At 41.8% G+C, this 24,815-nt stretch carries 22 protein-coding genes and 1 other annotated feature; of the genes, 4 read left to right on the forward strand and 18 right to left on the reverse strand.

What is annotated here, in order from left to right:
• Positions 1-570 precede the first annotated feature (570 nt).
• The 8 genes from BUB77_RS21515 to thrS form a co-directional block, all read right to left on the reverse strand.
• The gene (locus tag BUB77_RS21515; protein ID WP_073279036.1) at positions 571-1,341 is read right to left on the reverse strand and encodes a tyrosine-protein phosphatase; all 771 of its coding nucleotides are present in this window, start codon (positions 1,339-1,341) and stop codon (positions 571-573) included.
• Positions 1,342-1,471: 130 nt separating this feature from the next.
• The gene (abc-f, locus tag BUB77_RS21520) at positions 1,472-3,001 is read right to left on the reverse strand and encodes a ribosomal protection-like ABC-F family protein (protein WP_073279038.1); all 1,530 of its coding nucleotides are present in this window, start codon (positions 2,999-3,001) and stop codon (positions 1,472-1,474) included.
• A gap of 401 nt (positions 3,002-3,402) precedes the next feature.
• Positions 3,403-4,053, reverse strand: coding sequence for a DUF1062 domain-containing protein (locus BUB77_RS21525; protein ID WP_073279039.1), 651 nt, complete (start codon positions 4,051-4,053; stop codon positions 3,403-3,405).
• A 334-nt stretch (positions 4,054-4,387) separates the two neighbouring features.
• Positions 4,388-4,654, reverse strand: coding sequence for a CD3324 family protein (locus BUB77_RS21530; RefSeq protein WP_073279041.1), 267 nt, complete (start codon positions 4,652-4,654; stop codon positions 4,388-4,390).
• A gap of 192 nt (positions 4,655-4,846) precedes the next feature.
• Positions 4,847-7,246: an ABC transporter permease gene (locus BUB77_RS21535; RefSeq protein ID WP_073279043.1), complete on the reverse strand. Its 2,400-nt coding sequence runs from the start codon at positions 7,244-7,246 to the stop codon at positions 4,847-4,849.
• A 10-nt stretch (positions 7,247-7,256) separates the two neighbouring features.
• Positions 7,257-7,955 (reverse strand): ABC transporter ATP-binding protein, encoded by a 699-nt coding sequence (locus BUB77_RS21540; RefSeq protein ID WP_073279044.1) that lies wholly within the window; start codon positions 7,953-7,955, stop codon positions 7,257-7,259.
• 203 nt (positions 7,956-8,158) lie between these two features.
• Positions 8,159-8,734 carry a 2'-5' RNA ligase family protein gene (locus BUB77_RS21545; RefSeq protein WP_073279046.1) on the reverse strand — a complete coding sequence of 192 codons (576 nt, stop codon included), beginning with the start codon at positions 8,732-8,734 and terminating at the stop codon, positions 8,159-8,161.
• Positions 8,735-8,799: 65 nt separating this feature from the next.
• Positions 8,800-10,590: a threonine--tRNA ligase gene (gene thrS / locus BUB77_RS21550; RefSeq protein ID WP_073279048.1), complete on the reverse strand. Its 1,791-nt coding sequence runs from the start codon at positions 10,588-10,590 to the stop codon at positions 8,800-8,802.
• Positions 10,591-10,662: 72 nt separating this feature from the next.
• Positions 10,663-10,895, reverse strand: a binding site (T-box leader).
• Positions 10,896-11,101: 206 nt separating this feature from the next.
• Here thrS and BUB77_RS21560 point away from each other — a divergent pair.
• Positions 11,102-12,331, forward strand: coding sequence for a DUF6273 domain-containing protein (locus BUB77_RS21560; RefSeq protein ID WP_073279052.1), 1,230 nt, complete (start codon positions 11,102-11,104; stop codon positions 12,329-12,331).
• 95 nt (positions 12,332-12,426) lie between these two features.
• Positions 12,427-12,654 carry a hypothetical protein gene (locus tag BUB77_RS21565; protein WP_073279054.1) on the forward strand — a complete coding sequence of 76 codons (228 nt, stop codon included), beginning with the start codon at positions 12,427-12,429 and terminating at the stop codon, positions 12,652-12,654.
• An 82-nt stretch (positions 12,655-12,736) separates the two neighbouring features.
• Here BUB77_RS21565 and BUB77_RS21570 read toward each other — a convergent pair whose 3' ends face one another.
• The 5 genes from BUB77_RS21570 to BUB77_RS21590 form a co-directional block, all read right to left on the reverse strand.
• Positions 12,737-13,405 (reverse strand): YkgJ family cysteine cluster protein, encoded by a 669-nt coding sequence (locus BUB77_RS21570; RefSeq protein ID WP_073279055.1) that lies wholly within the window; start codon positions 13,403-13,405, stop codon positions 12,737-12,739.
• Positions 13,383-14,165, reverse strand: coding sequence for an HAD family hydrolase (locus BUB77_RS21575; RefSeq protein ID WP_073279057.1), 783 nt, complete (start codon positions 14,163-14,165; stop codon positions 13,383-13,385). Before BUB77_RS21575 ends, BUB77_RS21570 begins: the two co-directional genes overlap by 23 nt.
• A 54-nt stretch (positions 14,166-14,219) precedes the next feature.
• The gene (locus BUB77_RS21580; RefSeq protein ID WP_073279059.1) at positions 14,220-14,639 is read right to left on the reverse strand and encodes an NUDIX hydrolase; all 420 of its coding nucleotides are present in this window, start codon (positions 14,637-14,639) and stop codon (positions 14,220-14,222) included.
• Positions 14,640-14,790: 151 nt separating this feature from the next.
• Complete coding sequence (locus BUB77_RS21585) at positions 14,791-16,080, reverse strand: MFS transporter (RefSeq protein ID WP_073279061.1); 1,290 nt, start codon at positions 16,078-16,080, stop codon at positions 14,791-14,793.
• A 415-nt stretch (positions 16,081-16,495) separates the two neighbouring features.
• Complete coding sequence (locus tag BUB77_RS21590; protein ID WP_073279063.1) at positions 16,496-17,176, reverse strand: DUF6198 family protein; 681 nt, start codon at positions 17,174-17,176, stop codon at positions 16,496-16,498.
• Between the two features lie 82 nt (positions 17,177-17,258).
• Here BUB77_RS21590 and BUB77_RS30060 point away from each other — a divergent pair, with 82 nt between their 5' ends.
• Positions 17,259-17,399, forward strand: coding sequence for a hypothetical protein (locus BUB77_RS30060; protein ID WP_170866711.1), 141 nt, complete (start codon positions 17,259-17,261; stop codon positions 17,397-17,399).
• A gap of 362 nt (positions 17,400-17,761) precedes the next feature.
• Here the strand turns inward: BUB77_RS30060 and BUB77_RS21595 are convergent, their stop codons facing one another.
• The 5 genes from BUB77_RS21595 to BUB77_RS21615 all read right to left on the reverse strand — a co-directional run bounded on the left by BUB77_RS21595 (position 17,762) and on the right by BUB77_RS21615 (position 22,916).
• Positions 17,762-18,637 (reverse strand): SPL family radical SAM protein, encoded by an 876-nt coding sequence (locus BUB77_RS21595; RefSeq protein ID WP_073279065.1) that lies wholly within the window; start codon positions 18,635-18,637, stop codon positions 17,762-17,764.
• A 123-nt stretch (positions 18,638-18,760) separates the two neighbouring features.
• A complete protein-coding gene (locus tag BUB77_RS21600; RefSeq protein ID WP_073279066.1) occupies positions 18,761-19,672 on the reverse strand; it encodes a helix-turn-helix transcriptional regulator in 912 nt (303 codons plus the stop codon).
• Positions 19,673-20,064: 392 nt separating this feature from the next.
• Positions 20,065-21,528, reverse strand: a complete 1,464-nt coding sequence (locus tag BUB77_RS21605) for a permease prefix domain 1-containing protein (protein WP_073279067.1) — start codon at positions 21,526-21,528, stop codon at positions 20,065-20,067.
• Complete coding sequence (locus BUB77_RS21610; protein WP_073279069.1) at positions 21,503-21,853, reverse strand: PadR family transcriptional regulator; 351 nt, start codon at positions 21,851-21,853, stop codon at positions 21,503-21,505. Before BUB77_RS21610 ends, BUB77_RS21605 begins: the two co-directional genes overlap by 26 nt.
• 208 nt (positions 21,854-22,061) lie before the next feature.
• Complete coding sequence (locus tag BUB77_RS21615; protein WP_073279071.1) at positions 22,062-22,916, reverse strand: helix-turn-helix domain-containing protein; 855 nt, start codon at positions 22,914-22,916, stop codon at positions 22,062-22,064.
• Between the two features lie 111 nt (positions 22,917-23,027).
• Here BUB77_RS21615 and gap point away from each other — a divergent pair, with 111 nt between their 5' ends.
• Entirely contained in the window at positions 23,028-24,029 is a 1,002-nt protein-coding gene (gene gap / locus BUB77_RS21620; protein ID WP_073279073.1) for a type I glyceraldehyde-3-phosphate dehydrogenase, read from the forward strand.
• Positions 24,030-24,815: the final 786 nt, after the last annotated feature.

Here is a 24,815-nt window from a genome sequence, read left to right on the forward strand (position 1 = left end):
AAATGACACATGAAAAGAGCATCAGCCCAAAAGCTGATGCTCTTTTCATGTGTCATTTGGGCAGGCAATAGTTGGAAGGTCAGAAAATTAACTCCCAATGATTTATTACGTAAAATTACAATTTTATAGTATAAACCCTTCAACCCATTTTATACAATATATTACATGGATAAGCGTCTGATTCTTGTACTCCTTGTCCTCTATAGATTTCTGCCTCTGTTTTTTCATATAACCACTTTCTGTGTTTCAACTCTGCCCTCTACCACACTATACCATGTTTATGCCTGTTTATTTTTTGTTCTTAAAATTTATAATCTCTTTCTGAAATGTTCACAATATCTTCAATATTCCTTCAAACTCTATACACATGTGAACGTTATAATGAATTCATAAGTTAAAGAAAGAAAAACAACCCAGACATAAAAGCAACAAATTAGCGTAAATCAAGGCTCCCCAACCTTGTTGACATAAACTTTTTTTCATAAATGGCCGGCAGAAATTTCTGCCGGCCCCTCCTCTTTTTACAGGTAATTCTGCTTCTATTTTTTACAGAAAATTCTGTTTCCAGCTTTACGCTTCCACCAGATACCTTCTTTGTAATTCCTCTTCTTCCTCTTTTGTTACCTTTAAGGCTTTGCTAATATATTGTGAAAAGGAACCATACTGTTTTTCTGCCGCCCGGTATGCGGTTTCAAGAAATTCTGCATTTACCGTAAGGGCAATTTCAACAATGCTGCAATGCTCCTCTGAGAAGTTCTGTTCCTTCAGCTTTCCCAGTAAAAGTGAATTTTCTTCTTTTCTTTGCTCATTGGTCCTTAAGTAATCTTCAAGGATATCCTCTTTTCCCACACCAAGAATCGTCAGAGTAATAGCCGCAGCCAGACCGGTCCTGTCCTTACCGGCAAAGCAATGGAAAAGGAGCGCTCCTTCTTCTTTCTTCAGCAAAAGGTCAAGAAATTCTCTGAAGCCTCTTTGTGCACCTTCATTTAATACCATCTGTTCATAAAGTTTTTTCATATGGAAATTTGCACCGTGGACATCCCGTACAGATTCCAGACTTCCCAAATCTGCGCCGGTTTCGTGGATTTTCTGAAGGATATCGACATTGTGATAACTGGTTCCCTCGATTTTCTCATCCGGACTCTCCTGGTATTCTTTTTCACCCCGTAAATCCACAATGGTCTTCAGCTGATATTTTCCTGTCAGTATCTCCTTATCCTCTGCCGGAATTCTTACCAACTCTCCCGAACGAAGAATACTGAATGGACGGATTTTTTTACCGTCTTTGCCCTTTAGTCCGCCCAAATCCCTGAAATTTACCGGTCTGGTAAGCTCCTTCATAACCATTTCCACCTTTCTTTCCTTTCAGTGAAAAATGCACCGCATTTTTCAAGCTATTCCACCCACCTTGGTACTCTATTATTAAGTCTAGCAAACTTCGGATTTAAAGTCAAACTCTCAGGTGTTGATTTTACTCTCCCACAGGAATTACCCTGGTGGCCACCCTTTCCCCAAACCACTCATCATGTTCAACAAATACAAGTGTCGGATTTACGGCAAGGACTGCTTTCTCCAATTGCTCCCTGAAGTAGATATCCATATAGTTAAGCGGTTCATCCAAAAGTATGAGATGGTTTTCCATGGAAAGGGCTCTTGCAATTTCCAGCTTTTTCTGCTCACCCTTGCTGAAAGTCTCGAAAGGACGTTCAAAAAGAGATTCCGGAAGGTCAAAAAGGCGGCACAGCTTTTCAAAGCTTTCTGGGTTTATTCCCTCATCCTTCATAAGCTCCTTTACATATCCTTCCCTCCAGTAGGGCTCCTGCAGGGCCTCCGTTATCTTAAGCCCCTCTGACCGTGTGATTCCCCTGGTGGACAGCTGTCCTGCAATCAGCTTCAGCAGGGTGGATTTACCTGCTCCATTCCCGCCTCTAACCCAGATACGGTCTCCTTTTTTAATCACAAAGGACAATCCGTAGAATAATTCTCTGCTGCCATAGGAATACATGATATCCTTTCCTTTTACCAGCCAGGTGCCCTCAGCTTCCAGCTGCTGGAAATCAAGATTTTTCGCTGTTTCATAATTTAGAAGCAGGGACTTCTTCTCTTCGATCTTATCCTTTATCTGCTGCTCCGAGCGCTTTGCCTGCCCCATATAGGCCTTGGCACCATTGGTCCTTGCATGGCTGGCAAAGGGATACTTCTGGGTATTGGCACTTCCCGCCCAAAGCCTGCTTTCCTTGGCATGCCTCTCCAGCTGCCTTACCTCTCTGCCTAATCTCTCTCCTGCCCGTGCTTCAAACTCATCCTTTAAGTCCTTATTTTCCTTCCAGGTAGTAAAATTCCCCTGTTCGATTGTAATATCCGATTTATTGATTGCCAGAATGTGGTCAACCACCTCATCCAGAAAGCTCCTGTCATGGGATACAACCAGAAAGCCTTTTTTTCTTCTTAAATATTCCGCCACATCCTTTTTCCCGCGGATATCCAGATGATTGGTTGGTTCATCCAACAGCAGGTAGGTGTCCTTCCGCAAAAACAACGCTATCAGAAGCACCTTGGTTTTCTCCCCTTCCGACAGGAGGGAGAAATCTCTGGTAAGTAATTCTTCCGATAACTTCATACGGTACATTTCCTTTCTGATGCTGCTTTCCATGGAGAAACCGTCAAGCTCCAGATACCGCCCCAGGGTCTCCATATCTTCCAGATTATCTTCTAATGTTCTTAACCCTCCGATATTTTCTTTTATGACATCCATGGTAAGAGGATATATTACCTTGCTTTCATAGGGAAATAGCTCTGTTCCCGTATCCATGCTAATTTTTCCGCTGTCCGGTGAGAGTTCTCCATGGAGAAGCTTTAGAAAAGTCGTCTTTCCTCTTCCGTTCCTGCCAATTAGACCAAGCCTCCAGTCTGTTTCCAGATTCAGTGTTACCTTCTGAAAAATCGGTTCATAAAAAGTTTTATAGCTAAAGTTCATTTCATTTATTCTTATTTGTGACATAGTATCCCTTTCCTTTCCTGACTGCTGTCAATTGTCAGGACAGGCCCGATAAAGCCACTGCCTTCCGGGCCTACACTGACTCTGCCGTTAAACCTAATCGAATAAATATCCACATAATGTACAAGCCTCCTTCCATTATCTTTCCGTACTTTTGTAATCCGTTTATGGGCATAAAAATACCTACCTTTTATCGGATTACTCTCAGACGGATGCCGTCCGCATAAGTAACCCCGGTAAACCGCGCAATAATAACGCCCTCTCAAGAGGGCTGTCATCCTTAATAGGATTAGCGCAGTTTACTGTTGTTAAAAAGTAGGTGAATTAACATTATTCTTATTTCAACCTCTGCTTTCAGAAGATATTTCTACCATAGCATAAAATATCTCTCCTGGCAACTATTTTTAATTTCTATTATCACCGGCCTTCTCCTTCCTTCGTGTAACAATATTATATTCCCCGGCATAATTTTGCGCACAGCTTAAAATCCCTTTTTGAAAAAGCTCCTTCACGGCACTTCTGCTTATCTGCATAATTTCTGCCATTACCCTGTCCACTCTTATCCGTAGCCCATAGGGGTTCTGTATAATGATTTCTTCCCTTTGGCAGGCACTTTCTCCATAGCTATAGCTGCCCAGTCCTTCCGGGGTAAAATCCAGGTTCTCTCCCTCTCCGGTCTCTGTCCCCTCTTTTTCCTGCCCGTAATTCTTTAAAGGAATAATTTCATAGGGAATATCTTCAATGTTAATTTCTGCCTTGTTGTTCGTAAAAATTGATTTTTTCCTTCCGTAATAAAAAGCCGTATCCTTGTCATTCCTGAGAAAGGCTTCATATTCCCCTGCCGGCAAGGCGGATGCCCTTACGCGTTCATATATGGTAAGATTATAGGTATTCTTACAGGCTTCACACTGGTATATCAACCATACGTCTATTTGCTTGCCATTTGCATTTACCCGGAAGCTGTCTGTATTTTTATAACGTGATTTTCCCTTACATTTGGGACAATTTCTAAGGATTCCATAGGATTCCCTGGGCTGTATCAAATAATAGCTCATTTTGCATCTCCTTTATAAATAATGGATTTATGGATCTGCAAAGGCTATTTTTAATTATGTTGTCTGCAATAGCCTTTGCTATGCAAAACGATAGGGTGTATCCATATAAATCTCCCTTCCTGCAAAGAACTGGGAATTCGCTCTTATATCTATTGCATACCGCAGACCTGTCTGCGGCACTGTTATTAATAATGGAGTGTGAAAGAGCTTTTCTTTTTCATTTTCCCTTTCATACAGGATACACGGCCCTGCCTGTTTTCTCTACCTTATACTTTTTTATAAAAAAATAAGAGTACAGCAACTGCAGGTTTTACCCTGGGCTATACCCTTTTCTTCATTTCATCTGACCTATTATACGCTGTATGCTTTTTACGGACAGGAAATATTTCTCCGCAATCTGGGTTTCTTTCATTCCGCCTTGATAATCAAGGTAAATACTTAAATTCCGCTCTTTTAATTCCTTTCGGATATTGGTATTCTCTCCCCAGTTCCTTCTGGCATTCTCTTTCCTTGGAATGTAGATGCACTCCCCGTCCACGTAGTTCTGAATCAGTTCAATAATCTCATTTGGCAGAATCTGTTCTGCTCTTCTATAGCCCATTGCGCCCTCCTAAAATAATTGCTATTAGGATTAGCAGCGGCTACAACAATTTTATCCTCTAAAAATGCAATAGCCGGTGCTACGCATTGATAACATATTTTCTCATAAAATGTAAGCCCCTTTCGTACTTTTCTGGCTGTTTCTATTGTCATTTTACCCCATTTCCGCAATTTTTGCAATACCTGGGACAATTTACTCCCGGTTCTTTAGGGCATCTGCCATCCTTATTCTCTTAATCCGCCTTATATGCAGTGCATTTACGGTGAAGTAAGCGGCCATTCCTATAAGTACGATTTCAGCATACTGGTAGGGCTTCATATAGAATTCAAAATAACCGTCCATTTTGATGAATATGAGCTTAAAGATTTCCTTCATGCAAAGAGTATCAAGGGGAAGGCTTATAAGCAGGGAAGCCAATACCGTGTAGGTGATGGAATTCAGGTAAATCCGGTTGATTTCTTTGTTCTCATAGCCAAACACCTTCATAAAGGAGATGGAAACAGCATTCTTTTCAATTACCACCTTGGTCAGGATATACATCAATACCAGAAATATGATAATTGACATAGTAAATATAATATATATCATAGGGCCCATGGATTTATTTATCTGCCTGCCAAGCTTTAGCATATCATCCTTGGTAATAACGGAGGCCGTATATTCTGTTGGAAGCTTTAACTGTTCATCGGAAAAATAGCCGTTAAAATAAGCAGTGTCCTTACCGATAAGTTCATTTAATCCTTCCCTGGGCAGAAAAACAGATAGTGCTCCGGCATAATCATAGGTTCCGAGGATTTTCTTTTGATAGGATCTATCGTTGAATTTATCATAGAGGGTTATGGTGTTTCCTTTTTTCTTTCCCAGCTTTTTCAAGAGATTCTCTGACAGATAAACGCCTTCGGCATTCTTTTTTACAGGCAAGGCCTGAAAATAATCTGAATTTTCCTCAATTCCGTATACGCTCACCGCAATGTTCTTTCCGGCCAGTTTGTAATAGCTTTCCATACTGGTAAGTGTGAACTTCTCCGGTGCTTTTTTTAAAGAGGGTGCAGTCTTTTGTTTCTCTGCAGAGGCTGCCTGGCTGCCGGTTCCTTTTTCATATTCAACCGGTGCCTTCAGAATATACTGGTAAGCGCTTTTTTCCGAATTCACCACTTCCTCTTCATATTTATTAATGGTTGGCCTTATGCATAAACCCCACATCAATATGAAGCTTGCAAAAAATATTCCGACAAACAGCACCAGATAATTGGATTTGTTCTGAAATATAATTCTCAGCCGGAAACGGTTCAGAAAGGAAAAGTTCGGAAGCTTAATGGCATGCTTCTCCTTCCTGCCTTTAAGCTCCTTCCGCAAAAATTGCAGAGGTGTTAAAGACATTTTCTTACGAAGGGATATGTAGGTTATCAATACCAGCAAAGCAACAGGAATTACGGTTGTATAAAGAAAAGCATCTCCATTCCAGTAGGTCCTGTAAAGCGGAAGGGAGTAGCTCCCGTAGTACATACTTTTTATAAAATTGACCGTTATGGTATATCCGATAAGATTTCCGAACAAACCGCTAAGCACCGATATGATAACTGCCGGGGCCATATAGTGGCAGATAAGCTCATGCTTTCGGTAGCCTGAAGCAAGAAGGGTTCCGATAACAGGAGCTTCGCTTTCAACGGTATTTCCGGCAATTACACTGAAAACAAAGCCCATGATAACAATGATAACATATAAAAGAGTCTTCATCATTGGAATATCGGAGCCCAGATCATCTCCTGCAAAGGAAATTGCCTGATTATTTTCCGCAAGAGAATAATCAAGGACGGCATTTTTCGTATTTAGTTTTGCTATGATCTCATCGGACTTTTTATTTTTTTCTGCCTGTGAGCGGGGTTTATCCAAATAACGGAAGGAATAATGGCTTACCAGCTCCTTCGCCGGAAAGGTCTGAAATGTGCTGTCCTTTACTACTGCTATGCCAAAGGTCGAAACATCAAACATAATATCAGTCCGGTTCTCAAAAAGGGAACTGTAATCCGATGCGGCGATAAGACCGCTGATCTGATATTTTTTACCGTCAAGTACCAGGGTATCCCCTGTCTGAATCCCATGATATTCTGCAAAGAGACGGTCAAGTGCGATTTGGGAATCTGCTTCCGGCATAGTACCCTTTATTAGCTGTATCCGATTGATTTCCTTTCTCTCATGCAGAAGCCTTAGTGTTACACCGGAATCAGAAGCGGCTTTGGCTTTAGAGTCCGGTTTGGTTTTAGCGGCTGTTTTGGTTTTAGCGGTTGATATTGCACTGTAGAAATTCCCGGTAAAGCTGTAATTCCGATAAAAATCTTCATACACTTTAATATTTAGCTTTTCCAGAGCTTTTATAGCTGCGCTGTCCAGGGGACTGGCTGTGATAAAGCCTCCGTCCTCCACAGCGGACTTTTGAAGATTGTCCTTGTATAAGCGTTTGGCACTTTCTGCTGCCACCAGAAACCCTGATATGAATGCAATGACGGTTGCCATCATCAGGAATACAGCCAGGTATCTTCCCAGGTTGTGTTTTAATTCTCTTGGCAGCCTTTTGTTTAAGGGATTTTTCATGACTGCCTCCTTACCATTCCAGCTCTTTTGCGCTGACTGGGGTTTCATTGGTATATTCTTTCACAATCCTGCCATCGTGCATCTTCATAACCTTATGGGCCATATTCTTAATGGCATCGTTATGGGTTACAATAATGATGGTATTCCCGTATCTGCGGTTGATATCTTCAATCAGCCCCAGAATTTCCTTGGAGGTATTATAATCCAGGGCTCCCGTGGGCTCATCACACAAAAGGAGCCCCGGATTCTTCACCAGAGCCCGGCCAATGGCGCACCTCTGCTGCTGCCCGCCGGAGAGCTGATTCGGAAATTTATCCTTATGCTCCCATAATCCCAGCATCTTAAGGAGCTCATCCATATCCAGAGGTGACCTGCTAAGATAGGCGCAAACCTCGATGTTTTCCTTTGCCGTTAAATCCGGCACCAGATTATAGAACTGAAATACAAATCCGAGATTTTCCCGCCGGTATCCCGCTACCTGCTTTTCATTGCTTCCGGTCAGATTCAGTCCGTTTACGGTAATTTCTCCCCCATCCATGGTTTCAATACCGCCGATAATATTCAGCAGTGTGGATTTACCGGAGCCTGACGGCCCAAGCAGAACACATATCTGTCCTTTCTCAATATCCGTACTGATTCCCTTTAGGACCTTTACGGCATTACCGCCTTCTCCATAGACCTTTTCTACATTTTTCAGTGTTAAATACAAAGGTTGCCTCCCTCCCGCGTACGCCTATTATTCAATATCTTAACTTATCGTGGTTACGCAGTCATAATTTTGTTTTCTTAACCGGTTGCCCGGAGGGTACATTGTCAATGCTTTAACACTGTTATACAGCATCTTTTTTGAAATAACATTAATTTTTTTCAAAAAAGGGTTCTATTGAGAAATGTTATCATTATATGGTGCATCTATCCCTTTTCTTCCAGTTCAACGGTCTTATAGCAAAAATAAGTTCCCTGTTTTATCTCATCGCTGTCATAATAGAATAGCCCCAGCCTGTCAAATACAGCTCTTTTTGTATAATCCAGCCTGCGCATTTCCTCATACGCTCTTCCATACTCCTGAAAAGGTGTGCCTCCGATAGCAATGGTCATATGAAAGCTATAGTCCTTATCATGGTCCGCAGGACATTCTCCAAAATGCTTCTCCAGCCTTAAAAACAAATTATTCTGTATTTCCATAAGTTTTCGTTCCTGCCGGACAGCCAGGGACAAACATCCGGAATCATATCCGAAGACATTGCTTTTATAAATCTGCAGGGAATCGAACACAAATTCAACAGGCCCCAGACCCTTTGCAAATTCATCAAAAAAGCTTTCCATCTCCTTTAGTCCCGGTATGATAAAAGGCTGCTTTAGAGATACATGCAGGGGCAGTCTTGCTGCTTCAAAGCCTGTACCGCTGATTTTGTGGGCAGACAGCATCAGCTGCTTTCCATAGTTTTCCGTACTTGCATCAGCAAGATATGCGATGGTTGCTTTCAATTCAACACCCCTCCTTCTGCAAGCTTACTTGCCCATTTGCCCAAATAAAATGTGAAAACTGCATTTTAATTTTCATAAAACTCTCCTTTGAGAGGTTCTGCACTTAGAAGTTCCGTATTAAAAATCTCTGCAAAAGCTTCCCTGCCCATTTCTCCCAAATCACCGCTGTCTCTTTTCCTGACGGATACCGAATTGTTTTCCTCTTCCTTCTGCCCCAGTATCAGCATATAAGGCACTCTGTCAAGCTGGGCTTCCCGGATTTTATAGCCGATCTTTTCTGCCCTGCTGTCCACTTCACAGCGTATCCCAAGCTGTGATAACTCCTTCTCAAGGCTGCAGGCATAGGATAGAAAGCGCTCGGAGATTGGCAGGAGCTTTACCTGAACCGGAGACAGCCACAGGGGAAATTTGCCCCCATAATGCTCAATCAGAATTCCCATAAAACGTTCCATGGAGCCGAATACCACTCTGTGCAGCATAATAGGGCGGTGCTTCCTGCCATCTATTCCCGTATACTCTGCCCCAAAGCGCGCCGGAAGCTGAAAATCCAGCTGGATCGTACCGCACTGCCAGGTCCTTCCCATAGAATCCACCAGATGAAAATCAATCTTTGGCCCGTAGAAGGCTCCGTCTCCTTCATTGATACTGTAAGGCATATCCAATTCCTCCAGGGCATTTTTTAATCCGTCAGTAGCCAATTCCCAGTCCTCATCACTGCCGATACTTTCTTCCGGTCTTGTGGATAGCTCCACATGATAAGGAAATCCAAACCGCTTGTATACCTCGTCTATCAGACGTATTACTCCCTTAATTTCATCCGTCACCTGTTCCTTTGCCATAAAAATGTGGGCATCGTCCTGGGTAAACATACGAAGCCGCATAAGCCCGTGCAAGGCCCCTGACTTTTCATGCCGGTGGACAAGGCCCAATTCCCCCATCCTGATGGGAAGTTCTCTGTAGGAACGGGGCTGTGATTTATATACCAGCATTCCTCCCGGACAGTTCATGGGCTTAATCACAAAATCCATTTCATCAATAGTTGAAACATACATATTTTCCCGATAATGCTCCCAGTGTCCGGATGTTTCCCAAAGGCTCTTTTCCAGCATAATGGGTGTGGATATTTCTGCATAGCCCTCTCTTTTGTGTATCTGCCTCCAATAATCTGTCAAAAGATTTTTCAGCACCATGCCTTTCGGCAGAAAGAAGGGAAAGCCCGGCCCTTCCTCCATGAGCACAAAGAGCCCCAGCTCCCTGCCAAGCCTTCTGTGATCACGCTTCCTTGCTTCTTCTATTCTTGCCAGATATTCCTCCAAGTCACCGGCCTTCGGAAAAGCTGTCCCGTAAATCCTGGTCAGCATTTTATTTTCTTCCTTCCCTTTCCAGTAGGCGCCTGCTACCAGGGTAAGCTTCAAGGCTTTAATAAGTCCTGTATTTGCCACCTGAGGCCCCTCCCACAGGTCAATATATTCTCCCTGCTGGCAGAAGATAACTTCCTCCCCGCTGTGCTGCTCCCGGATAAGCTCCGCCTTATATGGCTCCTGCCTCAGCCCCATAAGCTCCAGGGCTTCCTGCTGCCCTAAGGCATATCGCTTTAGGGGCAAATTCTCGCCTGTGATTTTTTTCATTTCCTTTTCCACCAAAGCCAGATAATCCATGGTAAAGTCAAATTCAAAGTCAAAGTCATAATAAAAGCCTTCCTCCACCGTCTGGCAGCCGGCACATTTTACCTCCGGGTAAAGCCGCTTAACCGCCTGGGCCAGAATGTGCCCTGCGGTGCGGCAGAAGCCTTCTCTCCCTCTTTCACTGTTAGATGCGTAGTCCCTGATGGAACCGTCCTTTTCACTTACTTTCATTTCTTATGATCTCCTTATATGATTTTTAACATAAGAAAAGCACCCCTGTATAACTGGCATAGCTGCCACTTATATAAGGGTGCATGAAATCTAATGCACGGTTCCACCTTAACTTTTTACTTCAGATTCTATCAAATCCTATTCTTTAACGCAGACATACGGCAGGACATAGCGGTTGTAATACAATCGTTCAGCACTGCAGCTTGGGAATGGTTTTCGGCTGTATTCCATATAAAGAACTTCCACCTGTTGTTCTTCTCTCTGTATACTTTCCTCAGCCTACTCTTTTCCGTCATGGCTTTTCTTATGTTATTGCTATCATTATAGCATTTCCCCTGCCCCTGTCAATCTTTTTTTCAAATACTTCCATAAGAAATTTAAAAGAAAAACCTTAAAAATAATTAAGAAATTGCTCTTTATTATGTATTTACATCCGGCTTACAATGGGATAATATAAGGTGTAAAAATTATATGCTAAAAGTACAGAATAAAGGACGGAACAGGATTCGTTATGGAAAATAAGGAAAACATCGAAAGCATGGAAAGCATCAGTAAGGATGATGCAGAGGAAGAAAAGGAGCAAGGCTATCAAAAATTAATCAGCATGATGAAAAGCCTGGAATGCATGACTGTTACTCCTTCCAGGGCAGAAATATATTTAAGCACGGCAAATAAATTTTCTGAACTGGAGGGTTATAAGGACAGTGAAGAATATATCAGGTTATGTAGACAAATGGCCGAACAGACAAATAATGAATTGATTAAAAAAATCTATGACCGTGCAAAAGCGAAAAAAGACAGGGCCAAAAGCACAGACGATTACAAACTGGCAGCCGAAGAATTCCGCAAGGCAAGCGGATACCAGGATGCAGATGCTATGGCTTTGGAATGTGACAAATTCTCCTCACGTATTGAAAGGAAAGGTGTAAGCAATCTTTTCCTGACAGCAGGCGGTATTATACTTGGCATCCTTGCCATTATATTTCTTTTTGCTTCCCCTGTTGCCAAGTATGGTATAGGAAATGTTCTCTATAAGGCTGATTCTTATAACTATGCTTTAAAGTTCTACAACAGGACCGGTGATTACAAGGACAGCAAGCAAAAGATTATCAAATGCCAGTATATGGTCGGATTGGATTCGGAAGCCAGGGGTGATTATAAAGCTGCCAAAAAAGCCTTTACTGCTGCCGGAGATTATAAAGACAGTGATGTCAGAAAAGTGAAGGCACTAAAGCTGGTTCTTAAGAACAGTAAAATTGGAAGTATTGTTAAAGTCGGCAAATACAACTGGAAGGTATTGGAGATAGAAGAAAATAAGGTATTACTGTTAAAGAAAGCGGCTCTTTCCAAAAGGGCCTATAGCAGTGCTTCCAATAATGTAACCTGGGAGACCTCCACTCTTCGCCAATATCTGAATAAGGACTTTCTGGAAGGGTACTTTTCGGCGGAAGAACAACAGAATATTCTTCAAACCAACGTAAAAAACAGTGCTAATGCTGCTTATGGCACCGACGGCGGAAAGGATACGCTTGACTATCTGTTTCTTTTAAGCATTGATGAGGCGCAGAAATACAAATCTGTCTTTGAAGGCTATAAAGGAACCAGCTGGCTGCGCACACCGGGAGGCAATCCTAACAGTGCTGCCTTTATTGCGCAGAAAGGACTGATTATGGATTACGGTTATACCGTAACCAGTGATGAGTTCAAAGCCATACCGGCAATGTGGTTTAATATTGATTAAGTGACAGCAAAAAATCAGTGAAAGCCCCTATGCACCCTTGCTATCCTATGCTACAATTTCAAAAGGACAAGATATTTCAAGAAAGGAAAGCATTCATGAACGTAGGTCAAGAAAACTTTTTCCATTTTATCCTGGAAAGGGTTCAGGAAGATAAACAGGCGGAAGCAAAAGCATTATTGGCGGAGAGCTTTCAAAAGCAAACTGACAAAACCTTTGATGCGGACTATATGTCATCCTTCATTCCCAGAATGACAGCTTTATTAAAGCCTGAATATACAGAGGAAGTTACAGGCATTATGTCACAGTTTAAAGGGAATCATTAAATACAAACAGGTTCCCGTCTAATGTGTAAACACTTTACAAGCGTTGCATATTAGACGGGAACCTTTCCTTTTTTCTATCAGCTTAACGGAGCCCAAGCAATTCCTTCCCTTTTTGCAGCCTTTCATAAAACTGGAGATAAAAGTCCCTGTCCGGCTCATATTTCATGAGGTAGAAAAGATTTAGCAGGAACATATTAATATTCTTTACCGTTTTCTCATCTCCTGCCTCTTTCACGGCTTCTTCCGCAGCATTTAAGAAGTAATGCCAGTCTACGAGAAATTTTTCATTCTTTTCCAGGTCCTTTGTATCAATCCAATTGCTGACCTTAACTTTTGTCCGGCTGGTGTTCACACACTCATTTACCTGAAGAAAATACTGAAAGCTATGGTTCTCGTAAATTCTTCCCAGGGGAAAGATTCTGCATATTCCGGGACGGGACCCATGAATACTGCATTTTCCTTCCTCGTTTAAGAAGGAGCATTGTTCCTGTGCGCCTTTCATTTTAAGATTCGGAAGAATGATACCGTCTACCAGATTCAATTCAAGCCTGTCTGTCAACAGACCTTCAAAGGTAAGGTTAAGATTTGACGTAAGCCGGTAGATATCGTAGGGGTCCAGAATAATGGAACTTCCCATGCCATGACAGCAGGATGCCTTTCCCTTGCAGCCATTGCAGGTAACCTCCACAAGATCATTGGAACCATACAGGCCGCCGTCCGATATTTCGTTAAGATTTACTTGCCTCTTCATTTTCTTTTTCTCCTGCTCTCTTTGGGGTGCTGTCTTCCAGCATTCCAATCAAATCCATCCAGTCGTTAATCTGAATATGTGGTATATCCGCAGCAATCCTATGATTCCCTTCATTATAAACAGGATACCATACAGGCTTCATGCCTGCATAATATGCACCCTCTATGTCACAGACCGGATTATCCCCGCAAAACCATACCTTCTCTGGTGTAAGCTTTGCCTTTGCAAGGGCCAGCTCAAATATCCTCGGGTGGGGCTTTCGAAACATATAGTCACTGGAGGCAAGAATAAATTCAAAGTGATGTTCTTCTAAAAGAGTATTAAGCCTTCTTGAAAGGGATTCCGAGGTATTCATCATATTGCTGACAACGCCTGTCCGGATACCCTTTTGATGAAGAAAGAACAGCAGCTTTTCAATATTCTTTGTGGGATGCCCCGGTGCCGCCTTGCTCCAGAACAGCCACTCTAAATAATCCGGACTTTCTGCAAATTCAACCTCGAAATAATCATATAAATATCTGTTAAATGCATGATGCGTCACATCCAGAACTTTATGATTTCTGTCTTCTCCTGCCAGGACATCCCTTAAGTCCTTTTCCAAAGCATTGGCTAATTCCTGTACCTGCCGGGCTGTAACCTTATTCGGGTTTTTTACCGCTATATCCAATAGCGCCTGATTTCCCTTCAGGGGGGCAAATTTCTCTTCTGCTATCAGAGTCTGCCCGTAATCAAATAGAATCATCTCCGGTTTTACGCACATATTCAGTCCCCTTTATAAGTTTTCTCTGCTAACCACTAAGGCTCTGACACAGCTTTAGAAAAAGCCTGCCTTTTTTGCGTATTCCATCAACTTTGGCTGTATCAGCGGATAGGTCCACGCTCCGGGCAATTCTTCCGTAATGATAATCTCCTCTATCTCACTGTGGAGTTCTTTTTCAAACTCCTCAATATCCGCATAGTAGAACATGCCAAAGGACTCCTCGGCTCCCGTATCGGTTACCGAATAAGCTCCGATAGGATAAAGGCTGTATTTTATCGCTCCTGTTTCTTCATATAGCTCACGTTTTGCCGTATCCAGGATATTTTCACCTATTTCCCGGTGTCCACCCGGTATTTCGTAGGTTGTCCTCTCCCGGTGTCTGCAGAACACCCATTTTTCCCGGGTCTTTGACAGAATTACCGCAAACTTAAGCTTATCGTCCGGGACAGTGTCATAGAATCTAACTTCTAACATTATGTGGCACCTTCTTTACTATATATTGGAAGCTGCTCATGACCCTCCGGCCGTGAGTTCTTTCCTCTCTTTCTCAAGCTGCAATATAGAGGTATTGCGTGTAACGACACCTTTGCTGCTCTTTGTTTTAGTTCTATACTGCGTTTCTTCCTTACATCTGTTCCAGTTTTCTAATTTCTTTGTTCCGGTATCCAAACAGACTTGCCCAAAAGCCCAATATCCCGCTGCATAAGAACATCACAGCCATGCCGCTGCCTCTTCCGCTGCCAACTACTGTTCCCAGAATTTTAGCAGCCGGACTATCGGAGGCCATAAAGGGCTCAAATACACGATCTGCAAGTATCCCGCCTAATAAGATCCCTATTGGTATGGTAGAGAACTGTATGGCATTTCTGGCGGAAAACACTCTGCCCTGCATGTCCTTTGGCACTCTCTCATACAGCATTACCCGCTGCCCTGCCATGATAAAAGGCATTGGCATACTCGCTGCCAGGCCTGCCAGGGACCATATATATACATTTCTGCCAATTCCCATTAGTATATCCCCAAAGAGAAAGCTAAAGGCTGCAGGAAGATAAATCATCCTTCTATTGCTTTTAAATCCCCTTCCCACAGAGACCCATATTCCACCGATAATGCCGCCAATGCCGAGCACTGCGCTTACAAAGCCATAAACCCCGCTGTTGCCGCCGCTTCTTGCAATTAACATGGGAGACAGGATATTTTCATAGGTCAGCCTGGAAAAGAAATTCATAAAGGCAAGGCTCAGCATTATCCCCAGAAGTCCTCTATTCTGTCCCAGAAAGAGAAACCCGCTTCGCAGCTGTGTTAAATATGGCTCTCTTTCTTCTCTCAGGATTTTCGCATCTTCCTTCATGGAAACACCTGCGGTCAAAACAAGGACAGCAAACAAAAAGGAAACAAGGTCTGCCAGGATTACTCCCTTAATTCCCACGGCTGCCAGAATAACAGAAGCCAGCATGGGTGCGGATACGGTAACCAGGTTGCTTGTAAAGGAATCCATACCGCTTGCTTTTGCATATTTATTTTCAGGCACCATTATGCTTACTGCCGCTGATGCGGCCGGAGCCTGGAAGGCATTCATAAAGCCAATTATGAAATTTACAAGGTAAATATCCTGTATCCGAAGCCTTCCTGTTAAATATAATACAAGTACGCCAAGGGAGCACAAAGCTGCCATCAGGTCTGTTATGACCATAATAGTCTTCTTTTTATGCCTGTCTATCAAAGGCCCTGAAAATATACTGACAAATACATAGGGCACATAAGAGCAAAATGACATAAGTGAAACTGTCAATGCGGAATTTGTTTGTTTATAAGCCCATATAATCAGCGCAAAGCCGGTCATAGCGCTTCCCAGCTGGGATACAGACTGGCTAAGCCAAAATATTATAAAATTACGAAATTTTTTATCACTCACTGGTTCTCTCCTTATAAAATATGATTTCTGATTATTTTATAAGTACAAGCTCCAATGGGGACGAATTACAAACTCTGTACAGGCTTCGTCCCTTCACCGGACCTTGTACAGAGTGATGCATTTAAGAGAAGCATACAATGGCAGAACATTTACATCACCTACTTATTTATCTTATTAATCATTACTTTTTTATCTATTATCTTCAATTATAACACACTGCCCGTCTTCTGCAAGCTTCCATTCATTTGGACGAAAGTTTTTCTAATACCTTCATGCAAAAGCATTTCTTCTTCAATTCCATGCTCCTTAGCCGTAAGTACAAAAGTTCCCGGCAGGCTATACTGCCTCCGGGAACTTTAAAGGGTTCTGTCAGAGTATTTGCGAACAGTTTTTCAATGAATAACCCCAAGCACTATCATTCAAAATACTTTCTCAAGGGCAGCGCATCTGTAAACTGCCAGTATTTATCCAATACCTTTCCAAATACTCCGATTGTCCAGCCAAAAGTCAGCGCACATATGACCGTACCTATATTTACCCCCACAAAATGCATGAAGCCATAGAATAAAAAGGATAACAGGATGCTGATCAGACAGCTGACACAATCATAGCCTGTTTTAAAACGGGTTATGGGAATATTTATTTTCCCCGAAACTTCCTTTACAAAAAGCTCATATACCTCCGGCGCAATATAAGTACGGAATATAAAGGCTACACCGTTGGCACACAAAGCAACACCGAGCACAAAATAAAATATTCTGATACCAATGGATGAGACAGCGAGGTTTTCCGTAACCCTCATCCAGATATCCAGCATAAAACCATAATAAACGGCTGTAATAAAGGAAAACAAATAATAGACCTTGAACTTGCGAAGCACCACTACCAGCAAGCATAAGAGAAAGGCCTGTGTAATATATTCTGCCATGCCAAATGTGACAAAGGCATAAACTTCTGAAAGCTTTCGGTATATTAAATAGGCAGGTGCTACGACCATGGACATTCCAAAGTCCGCTTTCACCATAAAGGCGGCGCCAAGTGCCAGTTCGATAATCCCCAGAAGATAGGCGATTTCCGTATAAAAAACTTTTTTCATGATTGACCTCATTCCTTGTGCATTTTTTTATTTCTCAGTTGTACGAGGCGTGATATAATCCAGCTTCGCTGGATATACACAAATGAAAAAGCTTCGCCTGTTTGATACAGAAACAGGTAAAGCTTCCTTTAAGATTCTATTCGATTTTTACAATTATGTCAATACTCTGCTTCCAATTAATCACGGAGAACGAATGACGGAAGTCTATGGAAGCGGACGATGACCAAGGGGGTGTTTGGGAGTTTTGTTACGCGAGAACCCATATTCCACTAAAACGGCAGAAAATGTGACTGGCAGGCAAACCAGCGCCAAACTCGCTGTAACGGATTTGGCTATGTCAGTTATGAAGCTCAAACAGTGGCACTGCTTTACCTAGTCACGTTTCCTGCCGCTTAAGTGTCATATGGAACCTCTTGAGACAAAACTCCCAAACACCCCCTTGGTCATCTGTGTATATTCATTATTTGGTCTCATGGGTTTGCCGTATTCAATTAATCTGTGTACATGCTAACTTCACTGTAATCCTTCACTTCACCAATATGAAACATTGCTGCATCCAATTTGCCATGGAAGCAGCTGCCCCACTTATAAGTCAAATAAGCTTAACTGTTCTCCTGCCTGCTTATCCTCGTATTGGTGCATATAATCAAAGAGCTGCTTCGTGTTGCAGACAATTCCCTGCTTTCTGCATTCATTCCTTACCAGCCCGGTCAGGTATTTATTATTTGGTGACGGAATTTCATAGGCATTTCCATAGGTTCTTATGTATTTTTCTTTCAAGCCGGGAAAATGCTCCTCCAGCTTCTGATAAAAGTACTGCCTGTCCCCGTCCCGAAGAGTTACTCCGATATTAAAAAATAGGATTCCATAAACCTTGGCTTTGAAGCAATAGTCTAAAATTCCGCGAATATTTTCCTCCGTATCGTTGATAAAGGGTAACATGGGCGTCATCCAGCAGATAGTTGGTATTCCCTCATCCCTCATAATGTTCAGTATCTCAGCCCGCCGCTTTGTTGTGCATACATTTGGCTCCAATACCTTGCATAGATTTTCGTCATGGGTGGTTAAGGTTATTTGAACAACGCACTTTGATTTTCGGTTGATACTTCGCAATAAATCCAGATCTCTTAAAATCAAATCCGATTTTGTCTGGATAGCCAGTCCGAACCCATACTCATCAATTAATTCCAGACATTTTCTCGTTAATTGCAGCCTGCTCTCTGCATGGAGGTACGGATCGCTCATGGCCCCGGTGCCAATCATACACTTCCTGCGCTTGCTCCGCAATGATTTTTCTAATAACTCCACTGCATTGGACTTAATCTCGATATCCTCAAACTCATGCTGCATCTGGTAGCAGGTACTTCTTGCATCACAATAAATGCAGCCGTGGGTACAGCCCCTGTAAATATTCATGCCATTCTGGGCAGATAAAATGGATTTAACCTCTTTCTCATGCATTTTCATTCTCCTTAGCCAGCCAAAAGAAATGAGTATCGTTTCCTTATACCCTTCCTTGTATTATTCCTTACGTTTTTCCTGCCATCTTCCATTGATACGATTCCCTGCCTGCCGGGCACTGTATTATTCCTTATACTTCCCTGCCACTCTCAACACCACTGCCAGAAATTCCTCCCGCAGCTCCTCGGGTTTTATGATCTGGACCTTGTCCATAAAGCCTAGCAGATAGCCGAATAAGGCCTCTTTATCCCACCACACAAATTCAATGTATATTCTGCCGTCTTCTCCTAATTTCAGCTTCTTCAGGTCAAATTCCTCCATTAGCCGCCACTTCACGGAATGATCAAAGGCAGCTGTTATCCGAAGGCTTTCCTGGTAAAATGTCTCCATTTGGGAGTCTACCGGTTCCTCTACCTTTCTTGGTTCAAACTGCTCCCTTAATACCTTTATTTCATCCATCCGCCCTATTTTAAATAAGCGGAACTCTTCCCGTAATCTGCAATATCCCCAAATATACCAGGAGTGCCACCGGAATAACAAAAGATAAGGTTCGATGGTTCTTTCACTGTCCCCGCCCGGGGAAAAATACCGGATGGATACCAGCTTGTGACCTTCGATTGCTCCCTGGAACAGCTCTATCTTAGGCGCCAGGGATTTCGTATTCCAACTGGAGAGGTCAATCAGGATATGGTTATTGGTTGAAAGAATATCCGAATTATTTACTGACAGCTTATCCATTAAGGTCTGATACTTGTTCCCTCCCGAAATGCTGTCAAGGCTTTGCAGTCCCTTTAAGACCGCCTGCATCTCTGCCGTTGTCAGAAGTGTCCTGTCTATCTTGTACCCATCCATAATTGCAATACCGCCGTCAGTTCCCTGCTTCGTCACAATAGGAATTCCGGCTTTGCATAAGTCCTCCACATCCCTGTGAATAGTCCTCCTGGAAACCTCAAACTTCTTTGCAAGTACCGGGGAAGTCACCTTTTCCTGCTGCAAAAGAATGGAAAGGATTCCTATTAACCTGTCAATTTTCATTCTTTCCCTTCTTTCCAATCTCAGGCTGATGGCACTGCCACCATATAAACTGCTCTTTCCTGCCTTAGATTTAAATAATCTGTCTTGTAATCTTTCTTCTAATCCTTCTATAATCTGTCTTTTATCTTTCTAGCAATCTTTTCTGTAATTTGTTAATAATCTTTCTTGAAATCTTTTTATAATCTTATTTGTAATCTTTTTTATAATCTTTCTTATTATCTTACTTGCAATCTTTCTTGAAATCTCTCCATACTTTATTATACCAATTTAAATAAGACACCTATATGTCATATTTATTAAATCCATCATACCAAAAAGCCCAAATAACTGCCAGATATTTTTTCACCATCTAAAAAGTCTTGCAAACACGATGTTTACAAGACTCATAGAGATTATATTATTATACCCTTTCTTTTTTCTTCCTTAAAAACTCTGTCATAACGGAAAGCAGAACACGCCAATCCAACCAGAACCGCATTTACGATGATACTGGCACTGCCTTCTGATATAAAGGGGAAATTGCAGAACCGTCCAAATTGAAATCCAAAGTTTCCAAGGATATATAATATAAATTGCAGTAATAATGCCACTGTACAGGAAAATGCCAATACCTTTCCAATATTATTCTTCATTCTGCCTACCATTCGTATTAGCATTCCATAAACAGCTGCTGCCATCAAAATAAGCACAATTGACGGAAGCCATCCGTATTTAAATATCCAATATGCAATTCTGTAATTACTCTGATAGTGTTCCGGCAGTACATCTTCCAGTGCTTTTACTTCGCCCTCCTTTACAGATTGCATTTTATATTCATAATCGAATTCACCTAAGCTTTTAAAATACCATTCACTGGTATAATAACTCTTCAGCTCCTCCTGACTAAGCTTTATTGCCCCTGTCAATTCCGCTTTACCCAGCAGATTCTTTATCAATATACTATTATAGGAGTCATCAAAATAATCACTCGCTAATTTTTCCGGGTAAAAGCACTGCTGGAACTCGTACTTCCAACTGCCTTCAAAAGATACTGCAAATACCGCCAGTACAACTCCAAGACTTAAAAGCCAGGAGAATAGCTGGTTTCTTATTTTTCCTTTTATCATTCCCTTCATTATCATGTATAATAGTGCAGTAAATATTGTTAGAAGGAATATCAGATTGGATGCCAGAAAATAATCATCCATGAAATGTACTGATATGCTTGTAATAACTATTGCCGCTACAGCAGCCGTCAGCAGGATTGACTTGTATTTCTTGTTCCTGTTAAAATACGCCATCCCAATGATGATTGGAATACTTAAAAGTTCTCCTGCAAAGATAATAGTTATTTTTGTCATTCTGTATATATGTATTTCAAATACTCTTTGTATCATGAAAAAAACCAATATGAACAGCCAGGCTCCCATAAAAACCTTAAACTTTGTTCTTAAATGCTTTACCATGCTTTCAAATCCGAAATAATACATTATCAGAAAAATAGTAAATCCATACAGAAAGTAAAAAGAATCCAGGAAGAAAATACCACTCTTCTCAACCATGCCAGCCCTTATATTTCCTAACAATCCAATCACCATTAAAGCTATCACTAATATCACTGTTAAAGGATTTTTTTGCACCTTACGTACTTCATTTAAGTGAACACCGATTTCTACAGCATCCCCCATATGATCAATTGCTTTATTCCAGGCATCTGCCTCATCCATTCCCTGAAGAGTATATTCCTCTTTTCTGTCTTCTATATGTGCTTCCAATTCTTCCTTGATTTCCTTACGGATTGGTTTATATTGAATCTGCTCAGCCACATCTTCCAGAAACCGGTTTACTTCCTTAGTTGCTCCAGGCTGCTGTCCCATACTCATTCCCCCCAATCACGCGGTTTACCGCTTTCTGATAAACCTTCCACTCCTTCGTCTTATCTGTTAATATTTTAGTCCCGTTTTTCGTGATATGGTAATACTTACGCATTCTTCCTGTTTCCGCTGCCTTTTCATAGCTTTCGACTGCTCCGTCCGTTTCTAATCCATGTAAAACCGGATATAACGTTCCTTCCTTCAGGGAAAATACATTTTCACTTCTGGTCTCCAGCTCTTTTATCATCTCATAGCCATACATATCCCGCTCTTCCAGCAGTCTCAGGAGCATCATCGATATACTGATATTCATAAGTTTTTTATCCATCTGTATTATCCTTTCATACCTAGATTTTCTATGCATTATTATACCTAGATTTCCTATGTAAGTCAATGATTTTACTGCAATAATTTTCAGTTAACAAAAAAGCCAAGCAAATACTGTATCTGCTTGGCTTTTCAAAATCTATATAAATCTATTTTATTTAATCCTTAAAGATCTCTCTTTCATTTCGAAAAGAACCTGAAACAATTCCTTATATGGAAGCGGCATGTTCACGGGTTGCATTCCGGTACGCGGTAGGAGTCATTCCTCTTTTGGCTGTAAATTGCTTTATAAAGTAAGTGTCATATTCAAATCCGGTAGAGCGCGCAATTTCATTCAAACTCATGTTTGTATGGGTCAAAAGATCCCCAGCCACTTTTAATCGGTATTGCACTAAGTAGCCCATTGCCGTACATCCGCATCTTTCCTGAAACAGCTTGTTGAGAGAGACCCGGTTCAAATGCACGCAGTTGGTTAAATCTATCAAACTGATTTTATCTGAATAATTTGTATAAATATATTCTAATACTATATCAACAGGCGATTGTTCCCCCTGGCGGTCCAGCTTCTCAAGCAGTTCCAGTATCTGTATCAGATATTTTTTTACCCTGCATACCCAGAGTTCATCACTTTGTGCATACACTTCTGTTCCAAGCACAAAAAACCACTCAAATAATTGAGGATATGCCTTATCCGTTACAGGAGGCACGCCGGTATGTGTACTATTCCTGTGAAAAAGGGAAAGGCCTGTTTGTATTCTCACCTTAGTTGAAATCAATTCCTGTGCACCAGTAAACCGGACGGTGTTAAAAAAGTCCGGATGAAAACAAAAGGATTGTCCAAAGGCCTGCTGTTTATCAAAAACTTCTATTGTATCCTCTTCAGACAGGCAAAGGATTCCCGGGGCTGAAATTTTAATCGGGCGTTGATTTAATTGTCCGCTTATACTTCCATTGGTAATAAAAATCAGCGTGTACCGCTCCGGATAGGGAAGCTGATTAAAATCCTCGGCTGCAACAAATTCAATATCTACAGTTCTGTTTTTATGGCGGTCAATTTGCGGCATAATTCCCTCCTGACAGATAGTATAGTTAAATGATTCACTTATAACATTGTACAAGAAAAATGCAAGGGATACAATATTGTTATCCTACAAATAAAGAAAGAGGTGTTATTTATGGCAATTAATATAGCAATAAATGGCTTTGGCAGAATTGGAAGGTTAGCCTTCCGTCAGCTTTTTGAAACGGAAGGATACCGGATAGCAGCTATCAATGACCTTACAAATCCCCAGATGCTTGCACATTTATTAAAGTATGACACAACCCAGGGACATTATAACAAAAAGGTCAGCTATACGGAAAACAGCTTAACAGTAAACGGTGTAGACATCCCAATCTATGCCGAAAAAGACCCCGGCAGACTTCCATGGAAGGAATTACAAATTGATGTTGTTTTGGAGTGTACAGGATTTTTTGCTTCCAAAAAAGCTTCTGCTGCCCATATTAGCGCCGGAGCCAAAAAAGTCCTGATATCCACCGCTGCGGGAAAAGATGTTCCCACCATTGTTTACGGTGTCAACGAAGACACGCTGACGAAAGAGGACACCATTGTATCCGCTGCATCCTGCACCACCAACTGCCTTGCTCCCATGGCCTATTTCTTAAACGACCTTGCCCCTATCAAAACAGGCTTTATGACAACCATACATGCCTACACAAACGACCAGAATACCCTTGACGGCCCTCACGCCAAAGGGGACCTGCGCCGGGCCCGATCTGCAGCCGGCAATATCATACCGACCACAACCGGAGCAGCAAAGGCTATCGGACTGGTCATCCCCGCCTTAGAAGGCAAGCTGGATGGCACCTCTCAAAGGGTACCGGTTATGACAGGTTCCCTGACCGAATTGACCGCAGTTGTGGACGGAGCTGTTACAGTCGAGCAAATCAACGCTAAAATGGAACAATCCCAATCCAATGAATACGGCTATACCGATGACCCCATTGTTTCCTCCGATATCATCGGCATGACTTACGGCGGCTTATTTGACGCAACCCAGACAAAGGTGTCAAAATTCGGAACAGATACCCTGGTAAAAATCGCTGCATGGTACGATAATGAAAATTCCTTTACCAGCCAGATGGTCCGTACCGTAAAATACCTCGCAGAGCTATAAATTTAATGGACTATAATCGCTGGTCCGCTCATGAGAATTGTTTTCTCTGAGATTACAGAGTAAAGGACCATCTTCCATACGTCAGTATTATAGCAGGCAGTTTATGAATAACGTCAAATAAAGTACAAAAAAACAAGGTACTGTTTAGCCCAACAGTACCTTGTTTTTAAATTTATCTTGGTTTTGAATTTGTACCTCGGTTTTGAATTTGTACCTCGGTTTTTAATTTGTACTTTGGTTCTGAATATGTACTTTGGTCCTGAATATGTACTTTGGTCCTGAATATATACTTTGGTTCTGAATATGTACTTTGGTTCAGAATATGTACTTTAGTTCTGAATATGCACTTTTAGTTCTGAATATGTAAATTAGTCTGACTTTGTATTTTGGTTTTGGTATCATGACAAACGCACGAAGGAAGTTTATGAAAGCGGACGATGACCAAAGGGTTTGTTCTGACAAGGGTTTATTGCCAATCCCCAGATGATTTTGGCTTACCTTTCGTAATTTTCTATTGAGGAGTTCCCTAATGACACTTAAATGGCGGCAGCTGTTCCTAGGTAAAATTATACCACTGTCTGAGCTCACAGCTTCAAACCGTAACAGCCCTCCAGCGAGTTTGGTATAATTTCACCTGCCAGGAACAGCTGCCGGCATTTTAGTGGAATTCGGAACCCCGAACGAGAAAATCACGAAAGGTAAGCCAAAATCATCGTCCGTTCCCAATCCCCCCTTACTTATATCGTGGTATTATATTCTATTGACAAATATCCTGCCACCAGCTAT

The organism is Anaerocolumna jejuensis DSM 15929 (genome assembly GCF_900142215.1).
GTDB lineage: Bacteria > Bacillota > Clostridia > Lachnospirales > Lachnospiraceae > Anaerocolumna > Anaerocolumna jejuensis.